Below are 18,110 nucleotides of genomic sequence, written 5' to 3' on the forward strand. Positions count from 1 at the left end.
GCAAGAAGACGCTTAAGACCAATCAATCCAAGGTTGAGCTGGATATTCCTAGATACCATAACGGCACCTTTGATCCACAAATCGTCAAGAAGAACCAGACAAGTACCGGCGTGTTGGATGAACAAATCATCGCCTTGTACGCTAAGGACATGACGACCCGTGAGATTGCCAATACCCGGCAGGAATGCTACGATGTGGACGTCTCCGCCACCCTAATCCGCCATATCACGGATAAGGTGATTGATGAGTTAACCGAATGGCAGAATCGCCCGCTGGGCGCCATCTACCCTATCGTCTACCTGGATTGCATTGTGCTGAAGCTTAGAGAGAATCAGCGCATCGTCAACAAGTCCATCTATATCGCTCTTGGTGCCAATTTAAGAGATGGTTTTCGTGCATCCTGAGTTAAAAAACTGAACTTTACTCAAGCCCAATAAGTTTGAAATCGACTTTCATATCGCTATTGTTAACCCTCTTCGGGCTTTTTTGTGAAACATAACATAGCACCATAGGGTATGAATTTATTTGACACAAAAAATTTCCATAAAACAACAGCAAATAACTTGATCTAGATCAATTTTTTAAATAATTACACATTGCTTACAGCAGGCTTATACCGTAGAATTATTAACATAAAGATACATATTAAATATATATTAACAGGCTGCATATTTTTAAAACTACTTTAAATAACAAGTCAGTTTTTTAATGCATCTCAATATGAGTTGAAGAATGGCAGTAGTACTCCCCCTACAACTTATCTTTTTAAGGATAGGAATATGAAGAAAAAACTTTTATTAATCGCATTAGCCAGCGCCATGAGCTTTAGCCCTTGGGTCATGGCACAAGACGCCTCAGCACCCGTTAACAAAGGTGGCTTGCCAGGCTATGAAGTAATTGATGCTCCGGAAGTTGACAAGCTACCACGTGTCACCCAAGAGCTTGTCAAACCTCCTTTCCTACCTGAGCATAGTTTAGAGCGTCCCGACAGCCCGCGCATTGTCGAGATTGAAATGTACATTGATGAACGAGAAATTGAGGTTGAGCCTGGTGTCTTCATGTGGGCCTTTACTTTCCATGGCTCGGTACCAGGTCCTATGATTGTGGTACATGAAGGCGACTATGTTGAGCTAAAACTGATTAACTTATCTAAAAACGAATTAGTTCACAATATCGACTTCCACGCAGCAACTGGTGCTTTAGGTGGCGGTGATCTAACCTTTGTGGCGCCAGGTCAAGAGGTAACTTTACGATTTAAGGCTGACAAGCCAGGGGTACACATTTATCACTGTGCGCCTGGTGGTGCGATGATCCCTTGGCACGTTACCCACGGTATGAACGGTGCAATCATGGTCATTCCAGAAAAGGGTTTACGTGATAAAGATGGTAACCAACTAAAATACGACAAAGCTTTCTATATTGGTGAACAGGATTTCTATATTCCTAAAGATGAAAACGGTGAGTACAAGCGCTATGCAACAGCTGGTGAATCCTACCCTGATGACCGTTTAGCCATGAATAGCTTAATCCCTTCGCATATCACCTTTGGTGACCGCAAAGGCGCTTACACTGGCGACAATGCCTTAACTGCTAACGTGGGTGAAACGATTATGCTAATCCACTCTCAGGCTAACCGCTTCACCTATCCACACTTAATTGGTGGTCACGGTGAATATGTTTGGGAAAGGGGTAATCTCCACGAAACGCCGGTGACTGGTCTTGAGACTTGGTCTATTGCTGCCGGTTCTGCAGGTGCTGCTATGTACACCTTCAAGCAACCCGGTGTCTATGTTTACCTGAATCACAACTTGATTGAATCAGTTAACTTGGGCGCAGCTCTGGAAATCAAGGTTGATGGTGAGTGGAACAACAAGTATATGAAACAAATCACTGCCCCTCACCTCTTTGAAGCAGGTGCTCACAAAAAGTGGGATGATATCGCAGCACAGAAGTAAATCCCTTCTACAATAGCTCGCTGGCTGCCTCCGAATACGGAACCGTCAGCGAGTCTATCTAGTTTTAGATTGCGCAGTTCTAAAAAGGAGAAAACCATGAAGTCTATACACCGACACAAGCGAAGCCCCTTAGGTTTACTAAAACTTTTATTGCTTTCGGTTTTGACCTTTTTCTCCTTTTCTCACATCATAGCCAAAGCAGAAACCCTCACCTTTAATTTATTTGACCAACATGGTCCGGTCACCCATGAAAGCTACCCTGGAAAGTATTTATTACTCTCCATAGGCTATAGCTCTTGTCCTGATATATGCCCTACCACTTTATACGAGTATGGCTACGCCATGAAGCGACTCCAGCATGCTGATATGTTGCAACCCCTATTTTTGACTATTGATCCTGTCAATGATGAAATTAACCGCCTTAATGCCTACACTCAATATTTTGATGAGCGTATTGTCGGACTAAGCGGGGAAATGAAAGATATAGAAGATGTTGCCAAACAATTAGGGGCAACCTTTGGTTATCGCCTTAATGGTCAACGCATTGATAATCCTGAGCCCGGCATGGGCTACACCGTTTATCACAGTGCTATGATTTATCTAATCACACCTGAACGTGAAATACTGGATGTTTTTGATTACCAAATCGGTGGTGATGACTTAGTCAAAGTGCTAGATCAACACCTTAGCAAAGCAACATCCACCGCCACAAAAGATATCACAACAACATCAATAGCTATCACAAACAGCGCCGTTAGTACCTGTGATTTACCCGAAGGCTTTACCGCCACTGAACAAAGCAGTAGACTCAGTGAGTTGAATTTAAATGTAAAACCAGAAGCTAACACGCAATTACTTAACTTATGGGCACTCTGGTGTGCGCCCTGCCGTCAAGAACTCCCACTACTAGAGAAATGGGCTGCATTACAAAACGAATTAGATATTATTACCATTAATGTGGGTGATAGTATTGAGAAAATCAACAGCTTCTTTGAAGAACAGGGCTTTAGCCATCTACCCAAATATCAAATCGAAAACTTTAATTTATTGCGACAACTAGGGGGTATGGGCTTACCCTTCAATGCTTTATTTGTTAATGACAGCATTGTGGGTATAAAAAGCGGCATTATTACTGATACTGCTTCATTAGACAACTACGCACAATGCGTGCAACAACAGTTATAAAGGAACAGAGATGAGATATTCCATATTAGCCAGTAGTTTATTCGCCATTGGTTTTTTTGGCACCGCAGCCTTAGCAGCAACAGATACAAGCACGACCACCGTGAGTGATTGTGTTATTCAGGAAGTTTTACCTGGCCGCGCCATGACTGGCGGATTTGCCACCTTTGAACATCAAGGTGAGACGGTAGAGATTCTTGAGGCTCTCCTCCCTAGCATCACCGATCACGTTGAGCTTCACGAAATGAGCATGGTCGACAATGTGATGACGATGGGCCCATTACAAGACAAAAGTCTCACAGAGGGTCAACGCTTCTTCCGTAAAGGCGGAGACCACGTGATGATCATGAGTATCCCAGAGGACAAGACCCCACAAATTGGTGAAACTCATACCATGACGTTTAAGCTTAGCAATGGAAAAAGTGTTAGTTGCGAGGCCATAGTCAAATCACTGAATGAGGTCATGAAGGAACACGCTGTAAAAAAAGCTGCTCATTAGAATATAAGCTGATTTAGCTTGGCAATAAAGCATGCATGCGCTTTTTAATGGCGTCTACTGGAGAAAATCAATGAATCGTCGATTATTTATTCAATGGTTAGCTAGTCTTGGAGTCGGTCTTGGTGCAACAGGAACCGCTGCTGCCCAACTACTTAAACCTGGCGCCTCTGAATTAACCAAGCTAGGGGTTGGCGATTCACTTTATCACCCCACTCGCTATCTATTTATTGCCGACTCCAGTTCCTATTTCATCACTGTTTATGATGTTAATACCGGCGAGAGGTTAGCACTATTAAACTTTGGCATACGCCCCCGCACCTTTGAAATGGCTCGCGACGACTCCATGATGGTGGTCGGTGACTATGAAGTTTCTCGTCTGGTTCTATATGAACTAGAAACAAGGACTCGCAAAGACATAGAACTACCCTCACCACTTTATCAAGCCTTTTTCGTACCGCAATCCAAGCTAGTAGCCATCGCTCTACGAGATCAGGTCGGTATGCTGAACTACGAAACAGGCGAACTTCATATTTATCCAGAACGCTTCGATTCTGAGCATCGTAATACGCATATTTATGCCTACTACAACTTACTCTTCAGTTCTTATAGCCAAAGTTACTGGATTCTTGATGAAGAAAAACCAGTAATGTATCGTCATTCCTATCTGGATCCTCACGATAAACCATGGGAAACCATCGACTTATCGGCTCACATCCCATCAGGCTCAGGCCTAGATGACGGAATTGCTAGTCCTGAAGACTTTATGGTAGCACTAACAGCCAAAGATGGCTCACGTGGCTTACTCTATTTCCCTAAAGATGGCAAAATCCTCTCTACGGGACCCATGCACACCGCTGGTTCCACCTATAGACCCCAGGTTGTACCCTATATTGATTTTTACTCGCGTCGCATCCTTTTTTCAGACTCCTCTGCACATGTGGTGATGTTTGATTTAGATAAAGGAGATGAACCTGAGCATTACTATTTACAAGAAAAACATCATCGCAACTTTTCTCCAAAAATTTTCCGCAGTGGCTGGCTTGAAAACACCTGGATTTTAGGTGGTGATAAAGGAATTGTCTTTCAATCCTATGATGACCCTGAAGACTCCACCTATGTACCATCACCCTGGGAAGTCGTGGATATGTGGGTCACTGGGGACAGTAAAACACTATTTTACACACTGGATGAAGGGCTACCCATGGTTTATCGTCACGACATTCGAAGTCGTGAGGCCCTTCCACCTATCCGTATTCATGGTGTAGTGATGGGCGGCTTACTAAGAATGGGCAGCAATAATAGTATTTGTTACTAAACCCATAATGGTGCCGAAAGTTAGCCGTGCTTCATTTGTTTATATCAAATCAAAAGCATCTATTAATTATTAATAATTCTCATTATCATTATTATTTATGATAAAATGCATATGATATAGATGTTTATAAGCAACACATTCTCTGGAGGCATTCCTTTGATGAATCGACGACAATTTATTCAATTCGCCGGAGCTGCAGCGTTTGGCAGTCAATTTCCTTTTGCGTGGGCTGACACACCTTCACCTATTACCATCTATGGACCAGGTGCTTTGCCATCCCTACTCCTTGGAGTAGCAAGACATCGACAGCAACAAGGTCTATCAGCTATGCAACAAACATTTAATGTAGAGACATGGCGCACTCCCGATGTACTAAGGGCTGGCTTAGCTAACGGCAGCATTCAGGCAAGTATCGTGCCGAGTTATGTTGCCGTCAACCTAAGCAACCGGGGACTTGATGTCAAACTAGTCAACATCATGACATGGGGTCTGGTTGATATCATTGGTTCTGCAGACAGCATATCCAGCCTTAAAGACTTAGAGGGTCGCTCTATTGCTGTACCGCTTCGCAATGACATGCCTGATTTAGTTCTACAAGCGCTTTGTAAGTTACAAGGCGTAGATTTTAAAAAAATCGCAATCAACTATACAGCTACCCCAGCAGAAGCCTTGACTTATTGGCTCAATGATCGTGCCGAATTTGCCCTTTTAAATGAGCCCTTAACCTCAGTCGCAATGATGAAAGGCAAAAGCAAGTCAGCTGCACGTGTTCTTAATCTACGAGAAATATGGCGCAATCTCCACGATGGAAAATCCCAAGGTTTACCCCAGGCAGGATTACTAGTTACACATGCATTTTATGAGCAAAACCAGGAGTTTTTACAGCATCTTCAAACTGAATTGCAATCATCTTTACAATGGACGCTGACAAACTCGGCGGAAGCCTCAAAAATCGGTAACAAACTTCTAGACATACCATCGCCAGCGATTAAGGCTGCAATTCCTCACGCTAATTTAACCGTTGCGGCGGCGGCAGAGATTCGTGAAGATTTAATGCTTTTTTTCAACACTCTCTATAACTTAAATCCGCAAATTCTCGGCAACAGCATGCCTAAAGAGAATTTTATTCTGAAGCTCTAATTATGCTTTTATATGTCGGTCGTCCCATCCGTCAATCGCGTCGTGTCCAACTCCTCTCATACTGTTGGGGAGTATGGACCGCACTGGCGGTCATCGCTGTTGTCTGTGCCTTTTGGCATTGGGGTTCGGTCACCTTAGGCACTCTTGTGCTGCCAGGACCCATCGCAGTATTTGAACGCAGTATTTCACTACTGCAACATTATGAGCTAGCAGAAATACCTCAAACACTCTTTCGAGCGAGCATTGCTATTAGTGCCGCTGTTGCTTCTGGCGTGGTTTTAGGATTGCTGACTGGTGTCTCCAAAACCATGGCGCTTTTCTGTCGCCCCCTTATCAGTATGCTCTTGGGCATACCACCCATTATCTGGGTAGTATTAGCCATTTTCTGGTTTAACGTGGGTGATAGCAGTACCATCTTTACCACCTATATCGCTGTCACTCCATTAATGTTCGCCTCTGCCTTGCAGGGTATGCTGTCAATTGACCGCAATCTCGAAGAGCTAATGAGTGTCTATAAAGTCCGCTTTGATAAACGCCTATATCACCTCTACTGGCCGCACTTGCTCACACATTTATTACCCGCATTCAATATCGCCTTTGCGATGGGACTTAAAATCGCCATTATGGCTGAGTTACTTGGCTCACCTGATGGTATAGGTGCACAAATTGGTCTTGCTCGCACAATGCTGGAAACCGAAGTCGTGATGGCCTATATAGTTATTTTGCTACTCATTATTTATCTCGTGGAGTACTTATTAGTCGAGCCCTTAAAAATCATATTCTTACCATGGGATCAAGGTCGTGGCTAGTTTGCAACTACATCAACTCCATAAAAATCTAATGGGTGAATCCATTGTCGAGGACTTCAATCTCGAGCTAAATGCGGGTGAGGTTGTTTGTTTGTATGGACCTTCTGGCTGTGGCAAAACCACTATTTTAAGACTCATTGCAGGTTTAATTAGCCCCGATCGTGGTCGAATCGACAGTACTTTTCTTCGTTTGCGCTATCTATTTCAAGAGCACCGACTATTGCCATGGCGCAGTCTCTGGGACAATATTTTATTAACTCACCCTAATCCTAAGTCTGCCGCCACCCATCAAGAAGCACAACGCTTATTGACCAAACTTCATCTGCATGCCGAAGACTACGATAAATACCCCGACGAACTCTCGGGTGGGATGCGACAAAGAGCAGCTCTGGTCAGGGCTCTACTTTGCGAACCTGATTTGCTACTCTTAGATGAACCGTTTAGCGCATTGGACTATGAGTTAAAACTACAGCTCTACACTTGGCTTCAGGAATATATTAGCAATAGTATGAGTATCGTGATGGTCACCCATGACCGTTTTGAGGCGCTACAGTTAGCTGACAAAATCTATATTTTACCCCACAAGCCTGCGCGCAATCAGACCATGATTGAACTTGATCAGCCAAGATCAAAACGCAATGAGCGTTTCGTGCAACATTATCTAGCTCAACCTTTTTGGCAGCCCTACCATGACTAGAAAAAAATCACTAACTGAAATCATTCATGATTTTTTTAGTAACCCTTTCCGTCTCTACTTTTTGTTGGCCTCATTAAGCATCATTTTCATTGCTTCTTTATGGCTTACCGTCGGCCTAAGTGCCTTTTTAGGCGGACCTACTTTAACAACTCACATCAATCCCTTGAGCTACCATGCATACGGGTATTTAAATATTTTTGGTGCTGCCGCCTTTGCAGGATTTATTTTCACTGCGGTCCCCGAGTGGACTCATTTTACCCACTCATTACGTCGCTTATCTGCCTTCACCCTGTTGCTCTGGCTCAGTAACATCGTATTAAGTTTCGTCGATTTGCAACGCAGCGCACAAATAATGAGCCTGTTTTGGTTCATACTCACCGCTTTTACTATCTATGCCACCTTTCAGGATCGCAATAGGCGACAAATTAGTGTCTGTTTGATGTTATCGCTGATTACTGCCTTAACTACTGCTTATGGACTTAGCGGTCAATGGACTTTTATTATTGCGCTAGCTCACGCTTATATCATTGGGGTCTCCCTGATCATTTTTCGTATCGGCATGGCCATGGGCTCTCACTCTTTAAAACAAGCTGGTCCTAAGGCAGATAAACTAAGTTACATACAAAATCCCTACTATAGAAACCTGAATATTATTTGCATGTACTTATACGTATTCAGTTTACTCTTCTTTAATGACCCTGTTTTTTCTAGTTGGTTAGCATTGGCGTCTGGTCTTTCCATGATTGCTCGTCTTCGTGATTGGCATCACTGCATTCTATGGCATGCCTCCTTTGTCCGTTGGCATTATTTGACGCTACTCTGTATTGGCCTTGGTTATAGCTGGATGGGACTAAGCGGCATCCTATCTTGGGGCAATCCAAAGCAAGCACTGCATTTAATACTCATCGGAGGCTTTATTTTTATGGCGCTGCAGGTATTTAACATTGCTGGACTGATTCATAGCGGTCGCGGACTACCATTTCCCTGGACTAGTCAATGGGGCTTAGCAGCGATTTTAGCGGCCGCTCTATTGCGTTCAATGAGCCTAAGCTTTGGTTGGGACTATGCCCTTTTTAGCTTAGCCATTCCTAGTGCCTTGATCATCATCGCCTTTATCATGTATATCCCAGTATTTCTACGAATTTTTATACAAACTGAAGCGACTCAACCAAGTCCTCGCAATTAAGTCCTAATAAAAACTCACCCCCAATCAACGATAAGGGGTGAGCGTTAGGATAATTAATTTCTTAGAATCTAAAATTCAAACCTGCGGTGACGGTACGACCATTACCCGGGAAATACATTGCTTGATTATTAGCGTTTTGGGCTGATGCCATGGCCGGCGTCAAAGTCCACGAGATATAACGCCTATCAGTGATATTATCCACTTGCACATAAAAATTAGAGTCTTTGGCAAAATCGTAACTAAAGTGAGCACCTAAGATTGCATAACTACCCATTTTCTGAGTATTAGCATGATCCGCATAGGTCGAGCCCAAGGAACCACGAACATTGACACCTACTTCAAACTCACGATAACGATAATCCAAATTAGCACTCAAGTAATGACGAGGTAAGCCACCAATATCATTACCAGAGTACATTCCATCTCGAAACTCGAAATTATTGTAAGTATAAGCGACTCGCCCTGCCAAATTACCTGATGTCCCTAAATCCCACTTGGCACTTAAACCTAATTCCACACCACGGTGGCGGGTATCACCCTCATAGTTATAGGTAAAGGTATTAGCACCATCGGGCGAATAAGCAATTAGCTCTTTCTCAATATCAGCATGATAAAGCGTAATATCCCACCCATATTGCTGACTAAATAAACCTCGTGTACCAATCTCATAACTTAGGTTACGCTGTGGTTCAAGCTCACGCACATAAGTCAAACCACGTCTAAACATAGGCCGACCATTAGGACCTAAAACTGGCGCACCAGCAGGACCAGCGAACTGCACCATGTCTCTCAATGTCGGTGCCTCACGACTTGCACTAACATTAGCAAAGACTAACGTTGCGTCATTAGGCTCCCATGATAAGGCAATTTTAGGCGAGACCCAGCTCCAACTATCATTATGTGACTGCATGCCATTTAACCCACTACGCATACCATTCACATCACGTCCCGTGTGCACAAATTGTAGCTGAGTACTCAGCTTCCAATGAGGTACAAACTCCCAAGCGCCACGCAACTGAGCAGAAAAATAATTAGCCTTGATATCATAATCCTGAGGATGCATCAGTCGAAGCGGCGGTAAGGGCTGATTCACATTGCCATACACGGAAAAATCACCACTGGTATGAGCATAGCTTAGGCCACCACCAAGTGAAAGCTGCTTAAATTGCGCATCAACCATGTACTGCAAGCCAAGCGTGTTACTATCCATTTCCCAGACTTGAGCCGGTGTCCTAAAGTAGTCATCCGTTCTTTGAAGATATACACCAATGCTATGAGTCCAACGATCTAGTTGTAAAGTAGTCAAATTTGATAAACGCAAACCCTCAGTATGACGTCTAGGGTTCGTCTGTAATGGTCTTAAAGGTAAATTATCGGTGGTCTTGTCATATTGGTCATCATCAAACACCATATTGCGACTAATCGGTCCTGGGATTTCGAAATGCTGATTAGTATATGCAAGCCAAGTACGGTTTTCCCAACCACTATCATAAACACCGAGATTAGCTCTAAAGGCCTGACGACGCTGTTTACTGTGTTCACGGAAGCCATCAGTACGCTGATCAGAATAAGCCACATGAAAATCCCATCTATCAAAAGCACGACCAATCGCCAAACGATTAGCTACCGTGTTATGACTACCATATTGAGTATTTAAGCTACCCCTCTCAGTGGCCCCTGTATGACTTAAAAAATCTATCTCACCACCTAAGTTTTGCGCAAAAGGATTTAAGGCATTCGCTCCACGACGCACACCAATCTTGCTGCTATTGCGAGGCTCCAGTAAACCCGTGTGAAAGGAGCCATCCGCATCGTTTAACGGCAAACCATCTACCAACACGGTGATTCCTCGTGCCAACGGTTGACTTTGTATTCCCGAACCACGGATAGAAATAACCGGGTGATCATTACCGCCAAAGAAATCCAACATGGTTATGCCTGGTTGAGTGCCCATAACCTCTCTAAGTGTTGCTTGACTACCTGTACTACTAGGTGTGATCACATTGGCCCCTCCTTTGGTCGAGCCATAACTTTGCTCCATCGTAGCAGGCGTTATAGGTACCGACAAGCCGCGTATTGATTGAATCTCCAAATCTAGCGATGGCAATGCGACCGGTTCATTTGAAGCAATATTTTCCTGTGATGTCGCCGACTGCGCAAAACAAACAGCACTCGCTGCACCCAAACTCATCATCCATAGAGCTGAATAAACTGAGCTACAAATAGACTTAACAACATAATTAGGACTCGTTTGAGAATAACGCTGCAAACCCATTACCCTTCCTCTCAAATTAACAACAAAAGAATATATAAAATACATGTATTTTATTGAAATGATATCAAGAATCATTATTATTTGCAATAATTAATTACATTTATAAACGAGTTTGGATAAAGCTTTTTTCAGCCAACAGTAGATTTCATCGCTAGACGGGTATTGCTACGCGAAACTGGCAAGTCTACAAATGAAAAAACCACCAACGTGGTAGTTAATCATGAGCAAACATAATTGATTTAGAATGGAAGGACCTAATGAGTCGATGTAGCAAGAACTACTGTAAAAATTAAATTATTTACCTAAGGGAAATATAATCTTGAACGCACGAGATGTTGCTAGATGCTTCATATCTTCTGTTAATTAGTCAATTACTGAAGCTGTTTCTCCGAATTCAAATTAATTTGTATTTGACCATTAAACTGGCGAATCTCACCCCAGACACAGATGGTCTTACCCGCAAATGAACGTGCCTTTTGCAGTAGCGATGGATTTTTATCCCAAACCACAATGGTTAAAGGGGCATGAGGATATGCTTTATCCAGATTCAAATAAAGCCCTTGAGCAAACTCGTGTATATGCACAATCTTGCCACAAACAGTCTGATTCTCACCCACATGAAAACGCGCTTGACTTGCTTTCAACGGACCTTGCTTTGGTGTTGATGATACTGTCGGTGCATCGCTTGCTAATGTGCTTTGCTTCAGCCTTTCAGCTGGAGCAGAGGATGCGCCAATACCATCTCGACTATTAAAAAACACCAACAGCACCACAGCCAGTGAGGCCACTACTACAGCACCAACTAACAGTTTAAACTGCTTTTTCACTTCCTTTTTAACTGAATCTAATTGTTGCAGCTGAGTCTCTTTCATACTGCTAATTTCAGTCTGCAAGCGCTTTAATTCCTGGTTGTGCTCAGATTTGAAACGTGCCAACTCTTCTTTAGCTTCAATTAGTTTATTTTCAGGAAGCGTGGTTTTAGTCAGCGTGCGTTCTTGTAGCTCATTTTCAAACGCAGCGAGCTTTTCCTCATACTCTGCAATTAACAAACTCACCTGTTCCTGCTTAGACTGCTCAGTAATTAGATGTTCTGCCTGAGCAGTTAGGGCTCGTCGGATCTCAGAAATTACTTTTTCTTGTTCTGCAAATGCCTTTTTATTGGTATAACGTAGCACCATGCCAAAAAGCTGAATTAAGTCATTTTTGGCGCTCAAGAAAATCATTGAATCTAGCGTAACCCTTATTATTGATTTTGTCATAACCATCAAGCTCTATCGGCAGTCGATACCCCTTGGCATCGTTTTTAATCATAAAGTCGATATAACGATTACCTTCTTGATTATCTTTAAAATGGTATTGGGCAAATACATCAGCGGGGGTAATTTCTGGGATGTGACTTAAAATTTCGTCAACAAAACGCTCTTCATAACCGACAATATGTTGGATCTTATCGCGATTAATTTCTTTCCATTGTTGCCAAGTGAGCATTATCGAACTCTTTTGTTAGTTGAAAGTTAAATTAAAAAAACCAATCGTTATCATAGCTCAAGGACTAAAAATCAAGACTACAAACATAAGCTTTGCTTACAAAGTTAACAGACGTTAATATCTATAATCACTATGATTACCCTAGGATCTAACACGCATGGAGGCGAATCATGAGAGCGATCATTCTGATTGCCAGTCTTTCTGTTTTACTATTAAGTGCTTGTGTGCATAACAGAGGTTATGGTCATTGGGAGCGTCACGATCATCCAGTCCATTCAAAAAAATATGATAAGAAACACCACAAAGAACGTGAAAAAGCTAGAAAAAAGGCCCTGAAGCAGATTGAAAAAAACAATAAAAAATATAACAAAGCTAGACGCAAGCACCGAGATTGGTAGCCCTCTCAAACCAGTCATTGACGGTTAACTTTTCTATGAGGGTGTAAGATATTGCTATAGCATAACATGCGTTTAGTGTGAGGGATTTTCCAAATGAATTAAGATAAGAGTCTGATTGCATTAAACAAAATCCTTAAATGGTTTAAGTGGGTCGTATTGTTTTGTTGTATTGTGATTGCCACTCGGTGGACGATTTTGTATGGCCCATACGTATTTTCATTTAACTCCCAACATTACACGCGATTGGATCGAATCCCTCATGAGTTGTTCACCCCAGACATAATTAAAAATGCACCAGGGTTAACTGCCCACGCAATGATTTCTTATTATCCTCAGAGTCCAAGTTCAGAAAATATTGAAATCGCATATCTTGGCAGGAAAGACGTCATGGAGTTTGAGAAATATCTCCTGTCTTTAGGGTACAAAGAAGAAAATGACCTTGTTTTTGGCAAGAGCTAGCATTTACCTGGCTATTTTAAAAAAGCTTATATCATTGAGGGAGAGGAGAATACGGTGCTTGGGTTTTATCCTTAGTCCAAAAAAGTCTCGTCAGGAAAGCTTTGGACAGTGAACTGTGGGACTTAAACCTTTATTTTCTCTAAGAGCTCTGTAGTATCTGATTTTTATGATTGGGCTAGGCTGCGTGTTTTCAATTCAACAACTTCATCACCGCTCAACAAAGCCAAAAAAAACATGGTGGGCATCTAGCATTACGCCAGCATCCTTAATGGGAGTCATCAACGATCTCATGATTTAAGAATTTAGAGAATGGTTACCAGAAGTCACTCTTTATGCAGATATCCACCAAAAAATATTTTCACAAAACAATAAATCAGCAATAGAAATATTAGTGATACCTCTGCATGAATCAAAATAAAAACTATATCGAACACATCACTTTTTGAGTATCCTGTGACGACAGCCACACCATAAACTTGAGTACTTGTGCCTGTCAATGTTTTTTTCTTTAACTGAAGAAGTGCATTTCTGAACATCGTAAACTCTGAGGAGTTTAGAAAAGTGATACAACCATTAGAAACACCCCCCATTGTGGTATTTATCAAGCGAGTTGTCCAGTCATTTGATTTAGTATTACAATTGAAAAATATCTGGCGAATGCTACACGGTTTAACAAAGGAAATGTCATGCTAAACGCTAAAGATGTGGCTGATTTCTTCCTTTCCCCTATTGATGAAGAAGATGGGGAATCAGTAGTCACCAACCTCAAATTACAAAAACTATTATATTACGGACAAGGGTATACACTAGCCTTGCTTGACTGCAAGCTTTTTGATGAAGAGATATCATGTTGGAATCACGGTCCAGTAGTAGAATCAATTTATCATCAATACAAAGCTCATGGTCGTAGCCCATTACCCCCTTCTCATTTAGAAATCAACAAATATAATGACGATGAATTATGCATTCTTCATCTCGTCAGGCGTGAATACGGCCAATATGAAGCGTGGAAACTACGTGATATGACCCATGAAGAGGCCCCTTTTTTGAATACACCTAAAGGTGGCATTATGGACAATGATTACATCAAAGAATTTTTCTTCAATAAAGTTTCACAACACAGCTTCAATTTTGATATTGAAAGGATGAGAACTAGAGTCGAAGGTAATTTTGTAAAAATGCCCAGTGATATTGATCAAGAGTCCTTTATTGATTGGGTTAAGAGCATTTAAAGATGTCGATCGCTGTCTACTTCGGTGAGATTTTCTTAAAGGAAATGCAAAATTTCCCAGAAAAAGACATCCAAAAAATCGGAGACTTTGCTAGGCATGTAGCTAATTACGGATTTTCTGGACTTCCGGGAAGAAATAAAATGCCTGATGCTGTACCTAAGGATGACCCCAACTGGTCGTGTAAGGTTCAGTATGCTCAGAACTACAACCTATGGCATTATCATATCGGCATTCCTGAATATAAGAGCGGCAAACACGGCTACCTTACATCAGAATATGTTCTCCATTATATCAAGGGTGATGGCTTCATTAAAATTGTTGATATGACTGCACACACACCATTGAAACTACCAAAAAAAGAATATCTAATCTGAAATTATTTTTAAGCATATCTGTATTGAAAATACCTCCATGATGTCCCCTATGTCACACTAGCTGTCCGATCATTTCTTTTTTACGCTTCTTTGACCAAATAGTACCACCAAATTGATGAGTGCCGGCATAGATAACATTAACTACGATACCGTTATCAGTATCGTGTCTATTGAAGAGGTGAAAACGCGATGAACGCACATATTAACTAACAAATTATCCGTAATAAGCAAGGAGAGCCTGAGTATGTCGTCCTTCCTTATGAAGACTACTTGCAGCTTATACAGCAGCCCAAGCTTATACAGCAGCCCAAAATAAATCTTGAGCATGGTGTACCTAGTCAAGTTGTCGACCTCATATTTGATAAGGGCTACTCACCGGCAAAAGCCTGGCGAGAATACTTAGGTGTTACTCAAGCTCAAGCGGCTGAAAATATAGGCATCTCTCAGTCTGCTTACTCCCAGCTTGAGAACTCCACAACCCCTACGTTGTCAGCCAGAGCGAAAATAGCAAAAGCGCTTAATATTAACCCTGAGCAATTGGACTGCTAAAGTCCCAAGACATAGGCTTATCAAAAATTTTTCGCTTTGAAGCACTCCAAAAGCCCCCTTGCAATTAACTGTATTAACCCAGTAAAAACCTGCTCGGGTCTTAATTTGATTTTTTGGGGAAAAGTTAAGCATGAATACAGCGTTGAAGTAGGTATTGATAGCTAAAAATACCTACAAAAATAGCTCGCTGTAAGTGTATTTAGAACAATTATATTGAATATACTATTTGACATTAAACCCTTACAAAGCAAAGGCTTAGGAAGAAAATTAGGTTTAATTAAATTTGATCACATATCATCAAATATAGGTGACTGGCCCCCCAGCCGGACTTGAACCGGCGACCAAAGAATTAAGAGTCCGCTCCGACGTGGTGGCTACGCAACCACCCCACCGAAATACTCTTGTGTGATGGTGGACAATGGTATTGTCGCAGAGACAGTATCAAAGGATAATCACGTGACGAAATGGCTAGGCCTCCCTGCTCTATATAGATAGAATACAGGATAACGAGGGAACGACTAGCGAAACGTCAGTAATCAAGATGACAGGCTGGAACAGGCGGCAGAAAAGAGACTGGACACTATAAGTGATCCAGTCTGCTTTGGTAAGTACTCTTTACTATCTTTGATAAAATAAGAGTATTGATTAAAGCATGGAGGCAATTATGAGACCATCTGAACTTATCCAGCTAAAGCGCCATGAAATCTATTCAATATTAGATAAATACAAAACTCTTGATAATCTTAGAGTCTTTGGTTCGGTTGCCAAAGGAACTGATAATGAAGATAGTGATATTGATTTTTTAATTGACGCTCACAAAGGCACTACACTTTTAGATCTTGGTGGTTTTCAGGATGAGCTGCAAACACTTTTAGGCGTTAAAGTCGATCTTTTAACATCAAAGGACATTTCTAAGCACTTTGTGGAAGTTGTATTAAAAGAGGCCATCCCTTTATGAGAAAACAAAAAGATCTTAATGTGTATTTAGAAGAAATTCTTCAAGCAGCTAACTACATTGACTCTTATACGAAAGATCTAGATTTAGATGAGTTTATAAAAGACACAAAGACCTCACAAGCTGTGATCCTAAATCTTTTGATTATTGGAGAAAATGCCAACAAGCTTTTGAGTTTACACCCTGAATTCACTCAAAATACTGAACATTTAAGATGGACAGCCATGAGAGGGATGAGAAATCGAATAGCACATGGTTATTTTGAAATGAATATGGAAATCGTTTGGGAAACGATCCAACAATCAATTCCTAAAATTATTGAACAAATACCAATGCTAATTGACATTGAGAAAGACATAGATAGATAGACAAAATAAAAAATTTAAACCGCCAACTAGGCGGTTTTTTTATGGGGTGGTTACCACTGGACGCTATATGTGATCCAGTCTGCTTTGGTAAGTACTCTTTCTGATAAAATAAGAGTATAGATTAAAGCAAATATAAATGATGGAGCATTGTAATGGATAAATCTTCTATTGAACTATCAATTGAACAGCGCAAAGAAGCATTAAGGTTATCTATTGGTTCTTTGGCATTAGAAGGTGAAAAGCCCACAGAAAGAACTATTGAGGTTTTGAATCTTTTAGTTGAAAACAAAATATCTTTTGATGAGGCAAGCAATCTAGTTAAGAGCTTTGACTAAGATGAATAGGTATTCTTCTGGTGTTCATCCATATTTTTATCCCGGAACAGAGGTTCTTAAAAACAAATTTGATATTCGCGATCCAAATAAACTAGCAGAAATAGAAAATGCTGAATATTTAATTGGAAATATGAATTTACGATTTAACCCTATTCAGGGCGAATATGATATTGAGCATCTATGTAAGATTCATAAAGCCCTTTTTGGTAAAGTGTATGATTGGGCTGGTGAATTGAGAACTACTGTGATTTCTAAGAATGGTTCAGTATTTGCTTACCCTGATAAAATACGAAATTTCCTTGAGCCTATACTAAAAGGTATTAATAAAGAAAACCAATTAAAAGGATTAAGTAAAGAAGCTTTTTCAGAAAGAGCTGCTTATTATTTTGCAGAAATTAATGCCGCTCACCCCTTCCGTGAAGGAAACGGTAGAGCCATGAGATCTTTTATTGACCAACTTTCAAACCAAACTGGTTACCAAATTGACTGGGACTCAATGAGCAAAGAGGAATATATTCAAGCCTCTATTAACTCTTTTAATGGTGATAATAAATTATTAAAAACCTTATTTGAGGAAAACATCTATCTTTTAGATAAGACCCAAACTTCTGTAAAAGAAATCGAACAAGACGATGATTTTGAAAGGTAATCACGGACTGGACGCTATATGTGTTCCAGTCTGCTTTGGTAAATACTCTTATATAAAATAAGAGTATTGATTAAAGCAAACTACTGTGCAATATATAAAGGTACTTATGATTGAAAATGAAATCGGTCGAGGAGAAAGAGCGTCTTGGGGGAGCTTCCCCAGAGTTATTCGTAATGATGATTTAAATACACTTTCTAATCATTCGGAATATTGATCCTAGCCAATTTAATAGACAGTCTGTTCCT

The 18,110-nt window shown here is 41.1% G+C and carries 20 protein-coding genes; 17 read left to right on the forward strand and 3 right to left on the reverse strand.

Translation table 11 applies throughout. The features are described from left to right. The 9 genes from HMPREF3144_RS11495 to HMPREF3144_RS08940 form a co-directional block, all read left to right on the forward strand. Window positions 1-404, forward strand: a 404-nt coding sequence (locus HMPREF3144_RS11495; protein ID WP_210394306.1) for a transposase, incomplete at its 5' end; no start/stop codon positions are given. A gap of 375 nt (window positions 405-779) precedes the next feature. Continuing rightward, entirely contained in the window at window positions 780-1,955 is a 1,176-nt protein-coding gene (nirK, locus tag HMPREF3144_RS08905) for a copper-containing nitrite reductase (protein ID WP_048768124.1), read from the forward strand. Window positions 1,956-2,051: 96 nt separating this feature from the next. Beyond that, complete coding sequence (locus HMPREF3144_RS08910) at window positions 2,052-3,140, forward strand: SCO family protein (RefSeq protein WP_070477513.1); 1,089 nt, start codon at window positions 2,052-2,054, stop codon at window positions 3,138-3,140. A 10-nt stretch (window positions 3,141-3,150) separates the two neighbouring features. Next, window positions 3,151-3,636: a copper chaperone PCu(A)C gene (locus tag HMPREF3144_RS08915; RefSeq protein WP_036560390.1), complete on the forward strand. Its 486-nt coding sequence runs from the start codon at window positions 3,151-3,153 to the stop codon at window positions 3,634-3,636. A 70-nt stretch (window positions 3,637-3,706) separates the two neighbouring features. Beyond that, on the forward strand, window positions 3,707-4,951 hold the full coding sequence (locus HMPREF3144_RS08920) for a YncE family protein (RefSeq protein WP_070477515.1): 1,245 nt from the start codon (window positions 3,707-3,709) through the stop codon (window positions 4,949-4,951). 159 nt (window positions 4,952-5,110) lie between these two features. Further along, window positions 5,111-6,091 (forward strand): ABC transporter substrate-binding protein, encoded by a 981-nt coding sequence (locus HMPREF3144_RS08925; RefSeq protein WP_018025979.1) that lies wholly within the window; start codon window positions 5,111-5,113, stop codon window positions 6,089-6,091. Window positions 6,092-6,093: 2 nt separating this feature from the next. Further along, a complete protein-coding gene (locus HMPREF3144_RS08930) occupies window positions 6,094-6,900 on the forward strand; it encodes an ABC transporter permease (RefSeq protein ID WP_018025978.1) in 807 nt (268 codons plus the stop codon). Next, window positions 6,893-7,597, forward strand: a complete 705-nt coding sequence (locus HMPREF3144_RS08935) for an ABC transporter ATP-binding protein (protein ID WP_018025977.1) — start codon at window positions 6,893-6,895, stop codon at window positions 7,595-7,597. The genes HMPREF3144_RS08930 and HMPREF3144_RS08935 overlap by 8 nt, the downstream gene beginning before the upstream one ends. After that, window positions 7,590-8,783 carry an NnrS family protein gene (locus HMPREF3144_RS08940; protein ID WP_018025976.1) on the forward strand — a complete coding sequence of 398 codons (1,194 nt, stop codon included), beginning with the start codon at window positions 7,590-7,592 and terminating at the stop codon, window positions 8,781-8,783. Before HMPREF3144_RS08935 ends, HMPREF3144_RS08940 begins: the two co-directional genes overlap by 8 nt. Window positions 8,784-8,844: 61 nt before the next feature. Here HMPREF3144_RS08940 and HMPREF3144_RS08945 read toward each other — a convergent pair whose 3' ends face one another. The 3 genes from HMPREF3144_RS08945 to HMPREF3144_RS08955 form a co-directional block, all read right to left on the reverse strand. Further along, window positions 8,845-11,058, reverse strand: a complete 2,214-nt coding sequence (locus HMPREF3144_RS08945; protein ID WP_048768114.1) for a TonB-dependent receptor family protein — start codon at window positions 11,056-11,058, stop codon at window positions 8,845-8,847. A gap of 371 nt (window positions 11,059-11,429) precedes the next feature. After that, window positions 11,430-12,272, reverse strand: coding sequence for an intermediate filament family protein (locus HMPREF3144_RS08950; protein WP_141742766.1), 843 nt, complete (start codon window positions 12,270-12,272; stop codon window positions 11,430-11,432). Next, entirely contained in the window at window positions 12,256-12,546 is a 291-nt protein-coding gene (locus HMPREF3144_RS08955) for a hypothetical protein (protein ID WP_070477519.1), read from the reverse strand. Before HMPREF3144_RS08955 ends, HMPREF3144_RS08950 begins: the two co-directional genes overlap by 17 nt. Window positions 12,547-12,716: 170 nt before the next feature. Here HMPREF3144_RS08955 and HMPREF3144_RS08960 point away from each other — a divergent pair, with 170 nt between their 5' ends. From HMPREF3144_RS08960 to HMPREF3144_RS09000, 8 genes are all read left to right on the forward strand, one after another. After that, window positions 12,717-12,944 carry a hypothetical protein gene (locus HMPREF3144_RS08960; RefSeq protein ID WP_048768111.1) on the forward strand — a complete coding sequence of 76 codons (228 nt, stop codon included), beginning with the start codon at window positions 12,717-12,719 and terminating at the stop codon, window positions 12,942-12,944. A 1,145-nt stretch (window positions 12,945-14,089) separates the two neighbouring features. Continuing rightward, window positions 14,090-14,635, forward strand: coding sequence for a Panacea domain-containing protein (locus tag HMPREF3144_RS08970; RefSeq protein ID WP_018025970.1), 546 nt, complete (start codon window positions 14,090-14,092; stop codon window positions 14,633-14,635). A gap of 2 nt (window positions 14,636-14,637) precedes the next feature. Beyond that, a complete protein-coding gene (locus HMPREF3144_RS08975) occupies window positions 14,638-15,009 on the forward strand; it encodes a hypothetical protein (protein WP_018025969.1) in 372 nt (123 codons plus the stop codon). A gap of 270 nt (window positions 15,010-15,279) precedes the next feature. Continuing rightward, a complete protein-coding gene (locus tag HMPREF3144_RS08980; RefSeq protein ID WP_018025968.1) occupies window positions 15,280-15,558 on the forward strand; it encodes a helix-turn-helix domain-containing protein in 279 nt (92 codons plus the stop codon). Window positions 15,559-16,222: 664 nt separating this feature from the next. Then, window positions 16,223-16,516, forward strand: coding sequence for a nucleotidyltransferase family protein (locus HMPREF3144_RS08985; protein ID WP_018025967.1), 294 nt, complete (start codon window positions 16,223-16,225; stop codon window positions 16,514-16,516). Continuing rightward, complete coding sequence (locus HMPREF3144_RS08990; RefSeq protein ID WP_018025966.1) at window positions 16,513-16,881, forward strand: HepT-like ribonuclease domain-containing protein; 369 nt, start codon at window positions 16,513-16,515, stop codon at window positions 16,879-16,881. The genes HMPREF3144_RS08985 and HMPREF3144_RS08990 overlap by 4 nt, the downstream gene beginning before the upstream one ends. Before the next feature lie 152 nt (window positions 16,882-17,033). Continuing rightward, complete coding sequence (locus HMPREF3144_RS08995; protein ID WP_048767022.1) at window positions 17,034-17,216, forward strand: antitoxin VbhA family protein; 183 nt, start codon at window positions 17,034-17,036, stop codon at window positions 17,214-17,216. A gap of 1 nt (window position 17,217) precedes the next feature. Next, complete coding sequence (locus HMPREF3144_RS09000; protein WP_070477521.1) at window positions 17,218-17,865, forward strand: Fic/DOC family protein; 648 nt, start codon at window positions 17,218-17,220, stop codon at window positions 17,863-17,865. The last annotated feature ends 245 nt before the right edge of the window (window positions 17,866-18,110 follow it).

Origin of the sequence: Oligella sp. HMSC05A10, from assembly GCF_001808335.1 — a bacterium.
Taxonomy (GTDB): Bacteria; Pseudomonadota; Gammaproteobacteria; order Burkholderiales; family Burkholderiaceae_B; genus Oligella; species Oligella urethralis.